This is a genomic window from Lutimaribacter marinistellae (assembly GCF_042648365.1).
GTDB lineage: Bacteria > Pseudomonadota > Alphaproteobacteria > Rhodobacterales > Rhodobacteraceae > Lutimaribacter_A > Lutimaribacter_A marinistellae.
Genome location: NZ_JBHRXI010000001.1, coordinates 424159 through 443110 on the forward strand (window position 1 = coordinate 424159; position 18952 = coordinate 443110).

Below are 18952 nucleotides of genomic sequence, written 5' to 3' on the forward strand. Positions count from 1 at the left end.
GCAGGTAATCGGGAAACGCCGAAACCGCCACCCACAGTCAAGCGAGGCACAAGATGGCAGAGACGAAATCCTACACCTACCAGTCCATCGCCCAAGCCGTGCAGGACCACGGACTCGACACGATGTTCGGGCTGATGGGTGATGCAAACCTGTTCATGGTCGACCACTACGTCCGCACCTGCGGCGGAACCTTCGTCCCTGTCGCCTATGAAGGCAGTGCGGTGCTGATGGCGCTGGCTTATTCCCATGTTTCAGGCAAGGTCGGCGTCGCGACCGTCACGCACGGACCCGCGCTCAGCAACTGCGTCACCGCCCTGACCGAGGGCGCGCGGGGACATGTCCCGATGGTGCTTCTGGCCGGTGACACGCCCGTGATGAACCCACAGAACCTGCAAAACATCGACCAGCGCGAATTGGTCAAAGTGACCGGAGCCGGGTTCGAACAGCTTCGCGCGCCGGAAACGGCCGCTTATGACATCGCACATGCGTTCTATCGGGCACGGGTCGAAAAGCGCCCCATCGTGCTGAACATGCCGGCAGATTTCATGTGGCAGGAAGTGGAGCATCAAAAGACCGTTTTCGCGACCTTCGGCGCACCGGCCTATGTTCCCGAAGGCGACGACGTGGACAATGCCATCGGCATCATCGCCTCGGCAAGACGCCCGGTCATTCTTGCCGGTGGCGGTGCAGCCCATGCCAAGGAAAAGCTGACGCGCCTAGCCGACAGGCTCGAGGCGCCTTTGGCCACGACCCTCAAGGCCAAGGGTCTGTTCAACGACCATCCCTACAATATGGATATCTTCGGAACGCTGAGCACCCCGGCAGCCTATGACGTGATCGCCAAGGCCGATTGCGTGATCTGCTTCGGGACCAGCCTGCACCATTTCACCACCGACAAGGGCGCCTTGATGAAAGGCAAGCGCGTCGTACAGGTGAACGAGTCCGTGCGAGAGCTGAGCAAGAACTACCATCCCGATGCTGCGCTGGTCGCTGATGCAGGTCTGACGGCGGACAACATCGTCTACTGGCTGGACGAGGCCGAGATCGCGCCAAGCGGCTTCACCAAGGAGCTGGATATGGAAGCGCTTACCGCGCATCCGCCAGGTGACCGCGACAAGGCTCAGCCGGGTCATGTGAACTATGTCTATGCGCTGGACCGGTTGGAGGAGGCCCTGCCCAAGAACCGCATCCTGACAACCGACGGTGGCCGCTTCATGACCGAGGTATGGTGCCGTATTTCAGCTCCCGATCCGCATAGTTTCATTGTCACCGCGAATTTCGGCTCGATCGGCCTTGGCCTGCAAGAAGCCATTGGCGCCGGCCTCGCCGCGCCCGACCGCCCTGTCGTGCTTTTCACCGGTGACGGCGGGTTCATGATGGGTGGTGTCAATGAATTCAACACCGCTGTTCGGCTCAAGCAGGACCTGATCGTGATCGTGGCCAATGACTCGGCATACGGCGCCGAGCATATCCAGTTCCTTGATCGCAGCATGGATCCCGGCCTGTCGCAGTTCGAATGGCCCTGTTTCGCCGACGTCGCGACGTCGCTTGGCGGGCACGGCATTCTGGTCGAGTCCGCAGATGATCTGGACAAGGCCGTCGCGGCGATCGAAACCCGCGAACGTCCGCTGCTGATCGAATTGCGCCTCGACCCGAACGACGTACCCCGCATGCGGATCTGACCGCTGAGCAGAATACACAGATAAACAAACTAAGCACGACGAGGCCCGCGCGTATCTGCCGCGGGCCTTTGTCGTTGCGGAAAATTCCAAAACTCCAAACCAGCTCGAAAAGACCGCAAGGCCCGGATGAGGAACCGCAGCGCAAAGCGAAACGTTGGCCTGTGACACAAACGACTGCCGAGGTTCCACAATGCCAAATGCAATGCGCGCTGCAATTTTCGGGCTATGGCTATGCTGCATGACGGTTGGCGTCAGCGCCGCGATACAAACCGACTTGGTAAGCAGCTGGTTGGGCGTGATGGCGGTTTTCCTCGCCGGTTTGTTCCTGACGCGCCCGGAAGCCCACCCACCGCTTGCTGCTCGACGCGTGGTTGATCCCGGGCACCCGCCGCGCCAGGCGCGGTTTCGCAATCTGCCGCGCGCATGAACGGTCAAACCCCGATTCAAGTCTCAAAGATCAATACCGGGTACAGAATTGGAACAGCTACTAGACGAATTTCGCTCGACAATGGACATACCTTGGTCGATCTGGTCGGCCCGGCTTGTGGGCACGGTGGTCCTGTGCGGGCTCATCGGGTTCGAGCGCGAGGTAGACAAGCGGCAGGCCGGCATCAGAACCCATATCCTGGTTGGTCTGGCCTCGGCCCTCTACTGCATCGTGATGCAGCATCTGGTCGTCAGCGATGAGTTCGCCACCGACCGGGTCCGCACCGACCCGATCCGCGTGGTCGAGGCGGTGACGCAGGGTGTTGCCTTCCTGGCCGCCGGCCTGGTTGTGTTTCACCAAGGCAATGTCCGTGGATTGAAAACGGGCGCAACCATGTGGCTATCGGCTGCGATTGGCCTGGCTTGCGGCCTTGGCCTTTGGGGGCTGGCCGTTACCACGACGATCATAGCCATCGTGATCATCGTTCTGTTTCGCAAGATCGAGCAAAAAGCCGGTACCCATGTTCCCGGGCATAAGAACGCGGGAGAAAAAGAAGCATGACCCAGACGCATACACCGCTTGGAGACATGGCCGACAGGATCACCGATGCCGATGGTAATTCGGACGGCCAGATCGCGATGGGCGACATCGTACACATTCTGGGTTCGCGCAGCCATTATGCCTTGCTGTTGGCCGTGTCTGCGGCTGCGGCGACACCACTGTCAGGCATTCCCGGAGTCTCGGCCGTCTGCGGGCTGTTGATCGCCCTGATTGCCGGTGAACGGATCTTTTTTCGCTATCGCGACGTATTCGTGCCCGACAAGCTGCGTCATCGGTCCATCGACACTCAGAAGGTTCGCGGTACGATTGATCGCGTCCGACCCTTCATCGACTGGATTGACCGGCACACGCGCAAGCGCTTCGCCACGATTTTCACCGCGCCCCTGATCTATGTCCCGTTACTGATCTGCCTGATCTCCGGAGCGACAATGCCGTTCCTTGAGGTCATACCTTTCACATCGTCAATCGTCGCGTCGGGAGTTCTTTTGATTTCGATCGGTCTTGTGACGCGGGACGGCCTGTTCGCTGCATTGGCGCTGATCCCCTACGTCGCCATCGTCGTCTTGATAAGCCGCTTTCTGTCATAGCGGTCGCGCACTTGAACAAAGGGTGCCCTGATAATCGCAGCGCACGGATGACCGACCCGAACCCTGAGTTCGGGTCAGGCCGTCCATTAGGTGCGGTTCATCGGCGTGGGCGCACCGCTCGACATATCGGTCCCTGTGTAGGGAAGGTTGGCCGCTTTCCAGGCGCCCATGCCACCCTCCATATGGGCGACTGGAGAGATCCCCGCGCCACGCATCCGCTCTGCGACCTTGCCCGAACGGATACCCGAACCGCAATGGATGACGATCCGTTTGCCATCTTGCGTCGGCAAAGCCTCGGGGCGGAAAAAGGCCATCGGCATGAGGAGCGCGCCCTCGATATGCTCCATCAGGTACTCTTGGGGGGTGCGCACGTCGATCAGCACGATCTCCTGCGCATCCAGCGCTTCCTTGACGCGGGCGGGGGACCAGTTTTCTGTTTCGGACATCGGGTTCACCTCAAAAACGGTTGGCAGGAATCTTGAAATAGCTATGACCGTCTCTTTCCGGTTCAGGCAAGCGCCCTCCTCGAAGGTTGACCTGCAATGCATGAAGCATTCGGTCCGGCAAGCCAAGCTTGGCATCCCGTTCTTCACGGATCTCGACAAATTTTTCCTTGGAAACACCGCCGCCGATATGTTTGTTGGCCGCTTTCTGTTGTGCCACGCTGCTTTCCCATGCCGGTGAGCTGCGGGTATCAGTTCCGTAATCGTGACCGATGAAGACCCGGAAATGTTCGGGCAGCGCCAGAATGGCCATGAGAGAGTCGTAGAGATCCGAGGCCGATCCCCCTGGGAAATCCGCGCGGGAGGTCCCGGCGTCGGGCTGCATGAACGTATCATGGGCAAAGATCGCATCGCCGATCACGAAGGTGATGGATCCAAGCGTATGACCGGGTGACAACATAACTCTGGCAGTCAGACCGCCGATTGCAAACTCGTCACCATCAGCGAACAACCGGTCAAAATCAGAATCCGGGTCGAACGAGTCTGGAAGATTGTAAAGCTCACGCCACAACTGTGCGATTTCGCGAGTTTTCTCGCCTATGGCGTTCGGCGCTCCGGTCCGCTGTTTCAACCAACTCGACGCCATCAAGTGGTCTGCATGTGGGTGCGTGTCCAGAATCCACTCCAGCTTCAGCCCTTCGCGCTGGATGAAATCCAATGCCCACTGCGCAGATTCTGTCGAGGTACGACCCGCCGCTGGATCGAAATTCAGGACAACATCAATAAGTGCACAGGCGCCGGTGGCCTCATCGATACAGATGTATTGGCAACTGCCCGTCGACTGGTCGAAAAACCCGACAACTTTCGGGCTGCCAACACCGTTGGAGGCACTGACGGAATAGGGAACTTGCATGGAATTCTCCGTTCATTTCGACCGTCGATGTCGCATATTTTGCGGCACCACATGCAAAACGAAATATGTTTGACAAGAGTTCCAAGTGATCGGAAATTCAAGCCCCTTGTGAAGCGTCGGCTAGCGTTGGGCGATAACCCGAAAACCGGTTTATTAAGAAATCCCGCAAGCGCAAACAGCTTTGCAATATGAGGACGCCAGTGTGGTGGGATGCGGATGATGAGTTTCACGACGAAGGTGAATACGGCCTGAAGAACCACCACACCTTCCGCGCGCTGCCCCGCTGTGATTACAGGTCAAACCCACTCGCCACCGGTCAAAACACCTTCGCCACCGATGGCGAAGTAGCTCACATCCTCGGGGAGATGCGCGACTTCGGTGTCCAGCGTTGTTTCCTCCAAGATCCTCAGGCTTGCATCGGTCGACGTCACGTTGTCGACCCTTGCCACGGCCGTATCGCTGCCGTTGAAGCTTGCGAGCGCACCGATCACGCCAGGAGTCTCTGCAAAGGACTGGTTGAAGACAAAGGTGTCGGCACTGTCATCAACTTCGGAGGCTATGCCGGATTCGAAGAGCAGGCCATCCCAGGTTCCGCTTGTACCGTCGATCGCGAACCAGCCGATCGTTTCCGACCAGTGAGAACCCAGCCGCTCTTCTTCCTGCATCGCGACATCGAACCCCGACGCATCGGCACCATCCTGACGGGTCACGGTCCAGTCAGTGCCATTGAACGTCTGGATCTGGCTGAAAACTGCCGGTGTTTCGCTGAATCCTTGTGCAAAGTTCACGCTCTCGAAGCCATCCCTGGTGACAAGGTCGCTTTCGATGGTCCCAACCTCTAGCCGTGTGCCGTCGGACAGCTCCCAAGTACCAGCCTCCAGGACAATCCAACGCAGGCTTTCCGGCGCATGCGTGCCGTCGGCGTTCGATGGTTCCTGCAACAGGATTTCGAAGCTGTTGCTCGTTACGTTGTCGAAACGAACGGCAACGGGATCACTTTCGACGTCGCTTTGAACCGTTGCGAAGACGACCGGGTTCTCGAAATCCCTCGTCAAGGTGACAAGACCCGGCGTTGTGCCGACTTCGAACGTCCCTGTTTCCGCTATGACGCGATCTGTTGCCTGCGCGCCGAAAAGCGTACCGCTACCCGACAAGGCGAGAAGCGCGGTATCCTCGGGGAAGTGGAATGTTTCCGCATCTTGTGAAGTTTCTTCTTCGGCAAAGAGCGTGACACCGGTTTCGCTGACCGACGTAATGCGCGATTGGACGGTATTGTTACCGTTGAACGACATGACCTGGGACAGAACAGTCGGAGGCTCGGCGAAATCCTTCGAGAACACTTGATCGAACGGTTCACTCGATACCCGGTTGTCCGTCAGCCGGGCTTCCAGGCTGTTGCCGGAGAACGTTCCGCTGCCCTCGGAAATCGCCAACCATCCGATCTCCTCATCCACATGAAAACCAGTCTGCTTTGACTCCTGTTCCTGCATGGCCAATTCGAAGCCATCGGAACTGACATCGCGCTGACGGGTCACAACCCAATCCGAACCATTGAAACTTTGGACCTGGCTCAACACGATCGGTGTTTCGACAAAATGGCCGGGTGTGAACGCCAGCGGGTCAAACCCGCCGGCCGGCGCGAGCCTGTCTGTCGTTCGAACCCCAGCTTCGAGAACGGTCCCATCCTCGAAAATCCACGCGCCTTTCTCCACGACAAAGTAACTGATTGCTTCGGCGCCGTGTATCTCGTCAAGGTATTCCGGCTCTTCCAGGAAGGCATCGAAACTGGTCGTCCCCACCCTGGTGATCCGCACCGTGACCGGGTCAGCTTCGTTCGCTGAATTGATCCGGGCAAATACGATTGGATCGACATAGCTCTGGGACAACGAAATCGTACCACCGACGCTGTCTAGCGTGGTCGTGCCGAACTCCGCGATCTGATCAAGGAAACCCAAAGGCAACTGCGCCTCGAACGCACCGAGGTCGACCTCGCCCGCGACGACCCGATCGAACCCGACACCGCGCGCATCGTTGGAAAGCGGCGCAGCGGACCCGTCTACCGCCAGCGTGCTGTCGCCTTCGTTGATAGCGGGGTTGTCCGACGTCGCCAAAAGGGCCGCAGTTTCCACCTGCCCGCCATTGGCGTTGATACGGCCTGCCGCGCGACCGATCAGCGAAACCTCTCCGTCCCCCAATTGCTGAGCTCCATCGCCGTTCAGATCGACGAAGTCTACGGTCTCATCGAAAATTGTCGCCGCCACGGTGGCTTGATCGCCGAGGGCCGTCGTGCTGCCAGAAGCGTCAAAGAAGGTGCCGCCAATGATTGACAATGAGGCGAATGTTGACGTGCCATAAGACGCGTAGGACAGAACATCGTTTTGCCCACCAGCCTGATCGTAGCCCAGCGCAGTGGAGGAGATGGCACGGTTCCCCGTGACAATGCTATTGGTGATCGACGACAAAGCGGCGGCGCTGCCAAGGTACAGGCCACCACCCAACTCGCCGGAGAAGTTGCCGGTTACGGTGCTGTTGACGATGGATACGCGGTTCTCATACCCGCTCGGCGCAGAGACGCCGTCAAGCCACAAACCGCCGCCGTCATCAGCCGCACTGTTATGTGCGAGGGTCGTGTTGGTCAGCGACAGAACGCTGTCTGCGTTCGACACTGCAAATATCCCGCCGCCGTCGTTGCCCACCGTGTTGCCAGAGATCGTGCTGTCGGAAATAGACAAGCCCAATGGCATCTCGTCGGCGTAGATCCCGCCACCATCATTCGCACTGTTGTTGGCGATCGTGCTACCAGCGATCGTTGTCTCACCAGTTTGTGGATAGAGGTTCAGGCCACCGCCCGCGTCGTAAGCGGTATTGCCGGTGATCGAACTATCGGTGATCGTCACGGCGCCGCTGCGCACGATCATGGTGCCGCCGCCGTCATAGGCCGCGTAATTGCCGCTGATCGTGGTGCCACTGATGGTGACCGATCCGTCCCCATCCGACCAGAGGCCGCCACCGTTGCCGAAGTAGTTCCCACTGCTGGCGTCATAGCCGTAGGCGGTGTTGTTCGTGATCTGGCTGTTGATGATCGTCGTCGAGACGGTCTGGTATGTGGAAATCCCGCCACCGTAATAGAACGCTTCATTACCCGAAATGGTGCTGCCGGATATCTGTACAGTTCCGTAGCTGGCATAAATGCCGCCACCATCAAGGCCCGTGTTGTTGCTCACGGTACTGTTGGTCAGAGTCAGATCACCCGAGTAGACCAGTACGCCACCGATGACAGCGCTTGTGTTGCCGCTGATCTCGCTGTCGGCAATCGTCACGTTACCGCGGTCGACCAGAACACCGCCTGTCGCCCCCCCGGTGATGCCCGTGTTCGTCAAAACCAGATCACCACCGCCAACGATCCCGACGGAGGTCGGGTCGGAGGCCGCGTTTACAAGAGTGAGCCCCTCCAGCGTGGCGGTGATCCCGCCATTGGCATAGGCCCCCGCCCCGGCATAGAAATGCCCAGACGACGCGTCGTCTGCGCCGAGACTGCTGTTCGCATCCAGCGTGATGTCGCGGTCGCCGTCGCCCTGGATGTCACCGTCGATATGGATCGAACGCGTCAGTTCCAGCAGACCCGACCCTCCGAGGAAGATCGTCCCCCCGGCAAGGCTCTCGTCAAAGGTAATCGTATGCTCGCCCGAGTTGCTGTTCGCGATTCCGATAGCTTCGCGCAGACTGAGACCGTTGCCATCGGCAGCGTTGTCGACTGCGGCTTCGAATGTCTCGTCATCAAGTGTCGTGACCAAGAGCGAGAGGTTCTGCAATTCCAGCGCCCCCGCGTCAGGGGCCAACCCCTCGACCCCGGTCTGCAAATCGATCTGTCGCGCCTGACCGCGTGCATCGACGGGCAGTGCCTCGGCGGTGATGCTGTCGCCGTCCAGATCCTGCGGATCCGTGGCGGGCACGTTTGCGGCCAGGCCATGGTCCACGGCCACGCCAGTCTCGTTCAGCATGACCGTCCGCACTGATCCGCCATTGTTGGACAGTTGACCGCCGGTGACACTGTAACCGCCGACGGTCTGCGTTTCCGTGGCCCCGAACACGAGCGATGCATCGTTTTCCACGACGTCAGTGGCATCAGCGGTAAAGAGGGCGGTGTTGCTGCTGATCACATTGCCGCCACCTGACAGGACGTCCCGGATTTCCGAGAAGTAGCCATAGTTCCCGGTGACGATCGAGTTTTCGACGCGCAAGGTGCCATCTTGGGTCTTGCCGAACAGCCCCGCGCCGTTGGCACCGGTGTTACCAGTTACAGTCGAGTGGATGAGTTCAATCGTCGACCCTGCCACATTGCCGCCGTGATAAATTGCTCCGCCATTGTTCGCTGAATTTCCGTGGAACGTTGTGTTGACAAGCGTTGCGCTGGCAAGGGCATTGGTCCCCACCGCGAGACCACCACCCAGATCCAAGAATCCGCCCACAGCCGAGTTCCCGGATATTGTCGTGTTGAAGGTTTCCAGGGACGCTCCGGAGGCAAGATAGACGCCTCCTCCGAGAGGCGACCCGTTGCTAACATAGATCGTGGCAAGATTGTCGCTGATCTCGGTATCGATGATCGTTGCAGAAGCGCTGTTGGTAAAAGAAAGCCCACCACCGGCAGCCGTGCCATCAATGACTTGGGCCGTATTGGACTCAACACTCGATTGCGTCAGAACGAGCGAACCCGCATTCAGATAGAAGGCACCGCCAGAGGCGATTTCCGCAGGTGTCGTCCCGGCATTGTTCGTTTGGGCCCTGCTATCCGTGACAGTCGTGTTCGTAACCGTCATATCGGACTGGAATCCATAAATCGCACCACCGCGCGCAATGCCCTCAGACGCGGTGGCAGTGGCTGTATTCGTCGAGAAGGTGCTGTCCGAGATATCCAATGCGCCCAGCTGCATCCGAATTGCACCGCCGGTTGCCAACGACGTCGTCGAGACGTCGTTGTTTGAAAAATCCGAGCCCGCAATGGTAGCCGCTTGGCGGGAATAGATCGCCCCGGCCATGGCTGCAGAATTTCCCGTGAACTCCGAGTCGGTGATATCGATGGTCGCACTTTCGGAGCTTATTGCGCCGCCAAAGGCCTGAGACGTGTTGCCCGAGAAATAGGACGACTGCACGATCAGCGCGTCGGCACCGGAAATGGACAGGATGGCACCGCCACTGCCTGCCCCGCCGTCATTGTCGACAAACCGGACGGCGTCTACAGTCAGAGCTCCTTCGGCGTGAAGAACTGCACCGGCGGCAATCGCGGTGCCGTTGGTCAGCGTCATATTGGCAAGGGTCACCGTTGACCCTTCGCTGGTTTCAACGTCGAAATGACGATCACCATTGATCGCATCCAGCGTAAGCCCGGGCAGCGCGGCTCCATCTATGGTGACCGACTTCTCAATTTCCAACCTGTTATTGCTGAGGGTCAGCAGCGTGCCTAGACCGGACTCAAAATCGATGGCCGTCGTCGAGCTCTCGATGCCCGCATTGACCAGCCCAATGGCTTCGCGCAGCGACAGTCCCGCGCCATCCGCAATCTCGGTGGCAAGGTCGCCGCCGCCAAAATCCTCGTCGTCCAGGGTTGTGACCGTCAGGGTGCCGACCGGGGTCAATTCAACCGCACCGGCATCGACCAGATCCAGCGAGCTGCCGGTTATGTTGCCGACCCGAGCTTCGCCGCGCGCATCCTGCGGCAGGGCCTCGGTGGTGTTCGCGTCGCCGTCGATATCCGCCGCGTCGGCCGGCAGGTTATCCGTCAGGCCCGCATCGACCGCCACGCCGGTCTCGGCGATTAGCACGGTCTGCACAGAGCCGCCGTTATCCGCCAGCAGACCCGCGTCGAACGTCTGACGCCCGAGACTCAGCGACCCGACACTGTCGAAAATATCCGTAAGCGTGTCGGTGACCGCGTTTGTCCCGGCGGTCAGGTACGTCGCGGCTTGGCTGGAAATGACGTTGCCACCAAGATCGGTGGCTCCGTCACGCGCGTAGAAATCCGTCGTAGAGCTGAAGGTCGGATTGCCACCATTACCGGCAATGATGGAATTGGAGACTGTTATGTCACGAAACGGCCGGACATGCACACCGCCGCCGCTGTCTTCGGCATAATTTCCCGTGATGGTCGAGCTAGTCAGTGTGCTTGTCGTGCGGATGTAAAGACCGCCGCCATAAGAAAAAATACCTTCGGCGCTGTTGCCGTAGGCCGTGGTATTCGCGATGGTTCCCGCGCCGAAGATCCCACCACCGGCTGCGTTGTCGGACCGAGCATAAGCCAGGTTGTTCGACAAGGTACTGCTGTAAAGACCAATCCGCAGAAAACCGGTGTGCAGCCCGCCACCCCGCGCCGAAACCGAACTCGAGCTTTGGTCTTCGACAGAGTAGGCCGTGTTTGAATCTATGGTGACGCCGATCAGCGTGCCGGCGGAATCGATATCCGCTCCACCCCCGTAAGCGCGCCCCCATTCCGTTTCCGCGGTGTTTCCGGAGATCGTGCCACCCGTCATGGTGAGACCGCCCGCCGCCTTGATCCCACCGCCTTCCGCCCTGCGGATCGGAGTGTATGAATAGTAAAGGCCGTAGCTGGCATTCGCACTGGCCGTGTTGCCCGACAGCGTGGTCCCCGTCAGGGTCGCCGCCCCATCCGAAAAGACGCCACCTCCCGCAGCGTCACCATACTGCGACGTGGCGTTGTTGCCCGACAGAGTCGTGGCTGTCAGGTCCAGCGTTCCACCCGCATAAAGACCTCCGCCAAATGTGGCGCCGTATTCCGAGCGTGCCGCGTTGTTCGAAAGGGTGCTGTTCGCGATCGTGACGGCCCCACCGGCATAGATACCGCCGCCCCGGGAAAAATAGCTGCTCGACAACCCGACCCCCGTAGTCGAGTTGCCGGTAACCGTGGAATTCGCCAGTTCCAGCGTGCCACCCGCATAGACACCTCCGCCGCGGGTGCTGCCTCCTCCAACTAGGGTATTATCCGAAATAGTGGCTCCATCGATCGTGACATTGCCAACGACAAAGGCACCGCCCCCCTGCGAAACCTGGCTGTCGCCCGACGTCCCTCCATCGGCACCATTGTTGCTGATCGACCCGCCAACGATCGTCAGATCGCCGCCGACGTAGACTCCGCCAGCCCGGCCGGCTGCCGAACTGAACGACGAGTTCACTGTATTCGAGGTGATATCGGTATTGCTGAGCGAGAGATCTCCGCTGGTATATATCCCTCCGCCAAAACTCTCGCTCGCGTACCCTGTATTCCCCGATACGGTACTTTCCACCGCGGTCACGGTAGAACCCGACACGGCATGGACCCCGCCACCGTTGCCGAGCGCATAATTGTTCGCGACACTGACGTTCGTCAGCGCCAGATCGACGCCGGAGGCCGAGATACCGCCGCCGTTGCCGCTGGCATAGCCACCCTGCAGCGTCATACCCGATAGCGCTACGTCCATGCCGTTGGCGCCAGTTATTAACATCACGCGAGAAAGGCCGCCGGCATCAAGGATCGTCTGTGCCTCGCCATTGCCGACGATGCTGACCGCGTCGTCGATGGTCAACTCAGAACTCAGAGAGATCGTGCCATTGGCCGAACTGTCGAAGGTGATCGTGTAACCCGTCGTCGCAAAGGCCAATGCCTCGCGCAGGGATAGACCACCACCATCGACCCGCTCCTGCTCCAGAGTGCCGCCGTCAAACGCCTGGTCCAGTGCAGTCGTGACTGTCAACGTCTTGGTCAGTTCCAGCGCACCTAGGTCCAGCGCCGCGCCGACCTCGCGTGCGGCGCCGCGGGCGTCGAGGGGCAACGTCTCGATGGTGTCGCCGTCTCCGTCAACATCCTCGACGTCTGCAGGCAGCACTGTCGCGTCCCCGGTATCGTCCGCCGCGCCCCCGGCAAGGATCAGGACCGTTTCAACCGCACCACCATTATCGGCCAAGACACCCGCCGTGACGCCGTTGACGATTGTGGTTGCGGCAAAGACAGATGCGGCCGTGTTACCCGTATCGGTGATCGTACCCACGCTGGTGGCCTGACCCAGAAGAGTCGTCCCACCGGCGTTCAGGGTTCCGCCGACCTCGTTCGTCAGGTCCACGCCGCCATCGGAAAGAGATCCGACGGTATTCCCCACGAGGATCGAGTTGTTCAGCGTCAGGGTCCCGGTTGGACCATTGCTCACCGCGCCGGTGTAGTAGCCGGAAGATCCCGTAACCGTGATGTTGTCGGCCGCAACCTGACCCTCGTTCCGGATCGCACCGCCACCACCGCCCGACAAATTGCCATGAAAGGAAACGTTGGCCAATGTCACCACGCCGGTGCTGGAAATGCTCAGCCCACCGCCATTGTCGAATCCCTCGTTATCCGCAAAAGTGGCGTTCACCGCCGTCAGTGTCCCGGCGACATAGCCGCCGCCACCACCGCCGAGCGCGTCGTTCCCCGTGACGGTCGTATCGACCAAGGTAAGCCCGGCACCGCTCGCGACGTTGAATGCACCACCGGCTGCCGCAGAGCCGCCAGTCAGCGTCAGACCGTCAAGCGTTGCGTTTCCCCCGTCGATATCGAACACACCGAATCGGCTCTTTGCATCGAGGCTGACGCTGCCGAGGATCGTGATCTGATCGGTATCATTTATCAGCAGCGCGCCCTCGGTCAGTTCGAAGGTGCTGCCGATCAGGCTGGGGGCGAAGTCGATGATGTCATCACCTGCCGTGGCGGCGGCAATCCCGATCGCCTCACGCAGGGACAAACCGGTATTGTCCGGGCTGTTTGCTGTTTCAAACCCGCCATAAGGTTCATCGAATACCGTAGTGACCGTGAACGTTGCCATTTTCCCCTCCCCCCAGAGAGTCCGCGTGCGGCACGTTAGCCCGCGGAAAGCCGATGCGAACCCGCCCGAGCTTCCGAGTTATGAAGCGTCTCGGATTTGAGGGGTCGGTTAACTTTTCTAAAGGTTATTCGTCACCATCGGAATATCAGTTGTCAACATGCACCGAGAATCGCGTGCTGGAAGACAGAACAAGTGGAGTTTTTTTGATTTGGTGATCCCGATGGGGCGGCAGCGGGCCTTCAATCCCAACCCCATGCAAAGGTCGTTAACCCGAAATCAGCTCTCGGTACGGCCCAACTGGTTGGTTTCTGTCGGCATCACGGTCCTGTCGCTCGAGGGGCCCTCGGCATCTGGCGGCGGGGTTGCGACGATCCGGAAGGCCTTGGAATTCGGTAGATCCCGCCAGAACGCAAGATTGGCGTACTTTTCGAACAGATCCGGCGGCAGAATCGTGTCGCGCGGTCTGGGCGCGACCGTTCGGTGAACACGGTGCAACCCGTCCAGCCCAAGACCCGCGTCGAAAGCGGGCGCATCATAGGTCACCGCCTCGAAGTCGTGCTCGAAGGGTTCTTCACCCAGAAACTCGTAGAGCAGTTTCATCACCTCGGCCGGTCGCCTGATCAACAACTCGTAGTCGACGATCACCAAACGGTCGGCAAACTCGGAATAACAGGCCTCACGCAGTGCATGCCAAGGATAGCCCACCAACCGGTTGGCTCCGGCCAAGGCTTCGACGCGAGTGTATACGGTGGACCGCTCAGCCGGAGTGTTGAAAAGGCGGGTGTGCTCAAAGGCGTTCTGTCGGAACTGCCGCTCCATCGAATCCATGATCCATGACAGCTCACGGACAAGGCAGATTACCTTTGCGTCCGGGAAAACCTGCACCAAGGCGGGAAGGTTGGCCGTCCAGGCACGATTGGTGTCGAATATCACGCTTTCGTCATGATCTGCATAATAACTCTCGAAGAGGCCTCGCAGCAGCCGCGCCCGCTGCGCTTGGGTCACGGTCGAACTCAACTCCGTCCCTGCCGAAACCTGGGCAATCATACCGTCGAACAGCCCCGCGATCGGGCTGGACATCCCGGCGTGGAAGCGTGGGTTTTGTCGCAAGAGGGCTGCCGTCAGCGTCGAACCTGACCGCGGCAGGCCAGATATGAAGTGATATTTGCGACCCGGCGTTGCCACTCCTGGCGTACCTCTCGATGATTGCGTTACGACCAATTTCGTCGCAGCGCCGAAACCTATGCATCAGCCTTCCAAGGCCGACATTGAAGACGGTTGCCCCTCAGACACAGGAAACGCAAGGCAAATATCTCAAGTCAAGGTTCTGCTACTGATCACTTCCACGGCCGCAAGGGTTCACGAACCGCCTTTGAGCAATGACTGGTAGCGACCCAACTTTGCTTGTAGAAATCCGCGGAAACCTCCCGCCAGCTTTCCGTCGGGCCAATCCTGTCGATGCACAAGATCCGGAACGATCTCTTTGACGAGATCGAAAATCGCGTCGGGCGCAATGTCAGGCGGTAACCGCTTTGAACTGGCCAGACAAACGGTTCTCTCAATCGTCGGAGTAACAATCTCCGCCGTACCCAGAGTTCCGGCTGCGATTTCATAGGCGACGGCAGCCTTGCACACAATCGAATAGCAGGCACCGCTTGCGGCAAACCGGACAAGGACGGAGGGGGCGTCCGCCTCATAAGTGAAATTCAGCGGGGCATCGAATTCGTTGGACCAGCGTTCCAGAAGCAACCGCAAGCCATGCGGCAGGCGCCTTCCGACAAGAGCGACGTCACAGACTTCGCTGGCTGATACTTGGTCTTTCTGCAGAAAGGGCGCGTCCACTACAACACCGTTCGCCCGCACAGTATTCTCGGATACCGCCCACCAGGTCTGCAGAGCATCATCGAGATGGATCGGCGGCCCGTCATGCACCAACAGTTACTGCGAAGCGTATCTTTCCTTGTTCCAAGGTGCGGCGTTCTACTGCAACGATCCCGGACAGTACATCGCGATTGCCGACCGCTATCTTCACTGGATATGTTTGGCTGCGCGTATCAAGGAGGTACCTCGCCCCGTCGGCGCAAAGGCAGGAGGAGAAAAAACGCGTGAAGCTTGAATTATGGTTCGAATTCGCAAGCACGTACTCTTACCTGACGGTTTCGCGCGTCGAGCCGCTATTGGCAGAAACCGAAGTAGACCTGGTGTGGCGACCGTTCCTGCTCGGACCAATCTTTCGCGACCGGGGGATGAATAGCTCCCCCTTCGTCCTCGACCCAATCAAGGGCCGCTACATGTGGCGGGACATGGAGCGTCGCTGCGAGAAATACGACCTCCCCTTCATCCGGCCGGACGTCTTTCCAATGAACGGCTTGAAGGCCGCGCGCATCATGACGGCCGCCTTGGAACAGACATGGTGCGGTTGTTTTGCACGTTCGGTGTTCTCTGCACAGTTTGCAAGCGGAGCCGACATCTCGGATGAGGAAGTCCTCAGGAACGTTTTGCAAAAGTGTGATGTCGCACCGGAACCGTGGCTGGAGCGGGCAGAACATAACGAGATCAAGGATGCTCTGCGCGCGGCGACCAATCGCGCACGCAGCCTTGGAGTATTTGGCGCACCTTGCATGGTCGTTGGCGATGAACTCTTTTGGGGCGATGATAGATTAGAGGATGCGATCGCATTTGCACGCGAAGCGCGCAGCCAAGAGCGCCAGAATGCAGCTGCATCGCCCTGATGCGCTTGGTGCCGAAGGAGTTCTGAAATGAGCGATGAAAAGCAGAACTCCGGTCCGATCCTTCGGCTCTTCCAAGTCAAAGCGAAGCCCGGCTGCGCCGCGGAGTTGATACGGAAATTCAGGGTCACCTCCGCCGAGGTCGTACGGGGTCACCCAGGCAACCGGGGCTATTTCTTCGGCCAAGGCATTGAAACAGACAAGGACTATGTCGTCTTCACGTCGGTGTGGCGAGATCTCGAAGCGGTGAAGGCGAGATTTGGCGATGCGTGGCAGGAGGCCTTTATTCCTCCCGGCTATGAAGACCTGATCGATGAATGTTCCATTCGCCATATCGATGTTGCGCAGGGCTGGCATGTGGACGGCGTTGTGGCGAAAATTTCGCCTGAGTCATGATGACCCCTTTCCCCGTCGGCGTCAGCAAAGCCGCCTTGACAATAGTGCCTTCCCTAGAACGTTGCGGTCAGGAAAACGCTTGCATAGCGTCCAGCCCCATCGATCTGGTCGATGTTGCGATAGGCCTTGTCGAAGATGTTCCCAACCTCCAGCGACAGCACCGCATTCGACCCCAGATCGACAGTGCCGCGGAAGTTTAGCGTGCCCCAGCCTCCGGTCTGCTCGACGATGGCGCCGGTATCGTCGCGCTGCGTTGCCTCGCTTTCCATCCGCAGGAACACATCCCAGGTCCCGCCCAGCGATGCCGTGGCCCAGTCCGCTCTCAAACCGGTGACCCCGGTCCATTCCGGAACACCGCTGTCCTTTGTGCTGTAGCCATTGGCATAATTGAACTCGCGCGTGACATTCGATGCCGAGATGTAGGGACGAATTCCGCTCTGCCAGCCGGGATCGAATTCGGCGGCAAGCTCAAACCCCCAGCTGTCAACGTTATTGACGTTCTCATACCGGGACGTGCGTGGCGCACCGGTCGCGATGGCCGCGATGTAATCCTGCGAACGCGTGTAGAAAACCGCCGCATCCAGGACGAGGTTGCTACGGTCGATCCGGCCGCCGATCTCGAAATTGGTGGCTGTTTCCGGCTTCAGGTTCGGATTGCCGATCACGGTGCCGCCCCCCCCCGTCGAGGTCAGGTACAGCTCGCTGAGCGAGGGATAGGTATAGCCTTGCGAGATATTGGCACGCAGGATCGCATCATTCGGCAGCGTGTAGACCAGGCCGGCCGAACCTAGGAACCGGTCATCGCTGTTGCCTTGCAAAGGCTGCCCCAGACCATCGACCGTATACGCATCCAGATCGCTATCGACGTTGTAGTAGCGCAGGCCAAGCGTTCCAATGAAGTTGCCGAATGTCGCCTCGTGCTGGGCAAAGCCGCTGGTCGTTCGTATCGACGCGTCGGCATAGCTGGTGGAGACCGATGGCGGTCCGAACGGCGGTGTCATCGAGGTTGTGGAACCCTTATCCGTCTGAAGGCGGTCGTCCTCGTATTCGAACCCGATAACCGTCCGATGTCCCGGCGCGAATTTCAGATTGGCAATCGCCCGCACGCCACCGGTGGTCTGTATGTCGTCAGAGGTCGACAGAACGTTCATGTCTGACGGCCCTGCCGCAAATGTGATGTCGTTGCGAAATTCGCGGTCGATGGTCTGCCTGTAGACGTCGATCTTGAGCAGCGACATCCATGGTGTCAGGTCGGCACCTTCGTAAAAGGCGCTGTACTTGCGCAGATCACGCTTGGGCAGATCGATCTTGAACGCAGGATCACCGGTATAGACCTCGGCGGACAGATCGTAATCCTGGGCGCGAAACCCGACATAATGGTCATTGAAACGGTAACCGACAAAGGCGTGCAAATCGCGGTCTTCACTGCCCGAAGGCACCAGCGTCCCATTCGGGGTCTCTCGATCGCCAAGATCCGATTTCGACATAGACAGCCGATAATCGAAGTTTTCGACCGTACCGGCCACGCTGGCAGTGGCGCGATAGCCGGGGTTCGAACCGATGTAGCCAGCGGAGGTTGTCACCTCGACGGGTTTGTCGGCACCGCGCTTGGTGATGATGTTCACCACACCACCAATGGCACGGTTGCCCGAGACCACCGAGGACGGGCCCCGGACAACCTCGATCCGCTCGATCTCGGTCGGCGAGATCAGGATCGGTGTGCCATAAGTGGTGTGATCCGAAACGCGCTGCCCATCGATCAGTATGGCGACGCGCTGCGAACTTTCCCCGCGGATGCGGATCCGCTCGATGCCCGATTCCGTGACCGAAACGCCGGGAACATCCTGCAATACCTGCGCCACTGAACTTGGCGGAACGCGGCGGATATCCTCTTGATCGACGACAGTGACCGAGGAAGACGAGTCCATGACTTCCGTTGGCAGGCCCGATCCTGTCACGTTGATCGCGCCAAGTGGAAACAGGTCGTCGTCTAGGCTCTGTGCGGCAAGCTGAACCGGCCCGAGAACCGTCAGAAGCAGCGTCGCCGAAGCGCCTTGAAGAAATGTCGTGCAAAAGATTCTCATCATCTCGTTCCCAGTCGGATCATCGAGGATCCCAAAACAGTTTCGAACCCTGTCGGCTGTGCGACGGGGTACTCCGGTTTCCCTGGCGAAATGGCTGGGGTTTTGTCTGCGCGCCCCGAACAGGTCGGGGCAGCGAGCCGTCTTTGTCTGACAAAATTAATCAGGATACGCAAGAGCGGTGAGGCTTGAAGTTGACAAAAAGAGTCGGTATCTCGGGCTCAACCGATTGCGACAAGCCACGGGCAGGGGAAACGTGCACCCGGCCAGCCAGACGCGGTCTTTTCTTTAAG

11 protein-coding genes are annotated in these 18952 nt (G+C 59.3%); 5 read left to right on the top strand and 6 right to left on the bottom strand.

Translation table 11 applies throughout. From position 1 onward, the window contains the following. Positions 1–53 precede the first annotated feature (53 nt). From ACFORG_RS01970 to ACFORG_RS01980, 3 genes are all read left to right on the top strand, one after another. Positions 54–1682 (top strand): thiamine pyrophosphate-binding protein, encoded by a 1629-nt coding sequence (locus tag ACFORG_RS01970; RefSeq protein ID WP_386733695.1) that lies wholly within the window; start codon positions 54–56, stop codon positions 1680–1682. A gap of 475 nt (positions 1683–2157) precedes the next feature. Further along, entirely contained in the window at positions 2158–2670 is a 513-nt protein-coding gene (locus tag ACFORG_RS01975) for an MgtC/SapB family protein (RefSeq protein WP_386733696.1), read from the top strand. Next, on the top strand, positions 2667–3257 hold the full coding sequence (locus ACFORG_RS01980; protein WP_386733697.1) for an exopolysaccharide biosynthesis protein: 591 nt from the start codon (positions 2667–2669) through the stop codon (positions 3255–3257). Before ACFORG_RS01975 ends, ACFORG_RS01980 begins: the two co-directional genes overlap by 4 nt. An 86-nt stretch (positions 3258–3343) precedes the next feature. Here ACFORG_RS01980 and ACFORG_RS01985 read toward each other — a convergent pair whose 3' ends face one another. The 5 genes from ACFORG_RS01985 to ACFORG_RS02005 form a co-directional block, all read right to left on the bottom strand. Next, positions 3344–3703, bottom strand: a complete 360-nt coding sequence (locus ACFORG_RS01985; protein WP_386733698.1) for a rhodanese-like domain-containing protein — start codon at positions 3701–3703, stop codon at positions 3344–3346. 10 nt (positions 3704–3713) lie between these two features. Continuing rightward, positions 3714–4613 carry an MBL fold metallo-hydrolase gene (locus ACFORG_RS01990; protein ID WP_386733699.1) on the bottom strand — a complete coding sequence of 300 codons (900 nt, stop codon included), beginning with the start codon at positions 4611–4613 and terminating at the stop codon, positions 3714–3716. A gap of 296 nt (positions 4614–4909) precedes the next feature. Further along, the gene (locus ACFORG_RS01995; RefSeq protein ID WP_386733700.1) at positions 4910–13453 is read right to left on the bottom strand and encodes a choice-of-anchor Q domain-containing protein; all 8544 of its coding nucleotides are present in this window, start codon (positions 13451–13453) and stop codon (positions 4910–4912) included. A 276-nt stretch (positions 13454–13729) separates the two neighbouring features. Then, a complete protein-coding gene (locus ACFORG_RS02000; RefSeq protein ID WP_386733701.1) occupies positions 13730–14638 on the bottom strand; it encodes a sulfotransferase family protein in 909 nt (302 codons plus the stop codon). Between the two features lie 174 nt (positions 14639–14812). Next, positions 14813–15385, bottom strand: coding sequence for a LysR substrate-binding domain-containing protein (locus ACFORG_RS02005; RefSeq protein ID WP_386733895.1), 573 nt, complete (start codon positions 15383–15385; stop codon positions 14813–14815). 80 nt (positions 15386–15465) lie between these two features. Between ACFORG_RS02005 and ACFORG_RS02010 the strand changes: the two genes are divergently transcribed. Both ACFORG_RS02010 and ACFORG_RS02015 read left to right on the top strand, forming a co-directional pair. Beyond that, complete coding sequence (locus ACFORG_RS02010) at positions 15466–16185, top strand: 2-hydroxychromene-2-carboxylate isomerase (RefSeq protein WP_386733702.1); 720 nt, start codon at positions 15466–15468, stop codon at positions 16183–16185. A 27-nt stretch (positions 16186–16212) separates the two neighbouring features. Next, positions 16213–16578: an antibiotic biosynthesis monooxygenase family protein gene (locus ACFORG_RS02015; protein WP_386733703.1), complete on the top strand. Its 366-nt coding sequence runs from the start codon at positions 16213–16215 to the stop codon at positions 16576–16578. Positions 16579–16631: 53 nt separating this feature from the next. Here ACFORG_RS02015 and ACFORG_RS02020 read toward each other — a convergent pair whose 3' ends face one another. Then, positions 16632–18662, bottom strand: coding sequence for a TonB-dependent receptor (locus ACFORG_RS02020; RefSeq protein WP_386733704.1), 2031 nt, complete (start codon positions 18660–18662; stop codon positions 16632–16634). Positions 18663–18952: the final 290 nt, after the last annotated feature.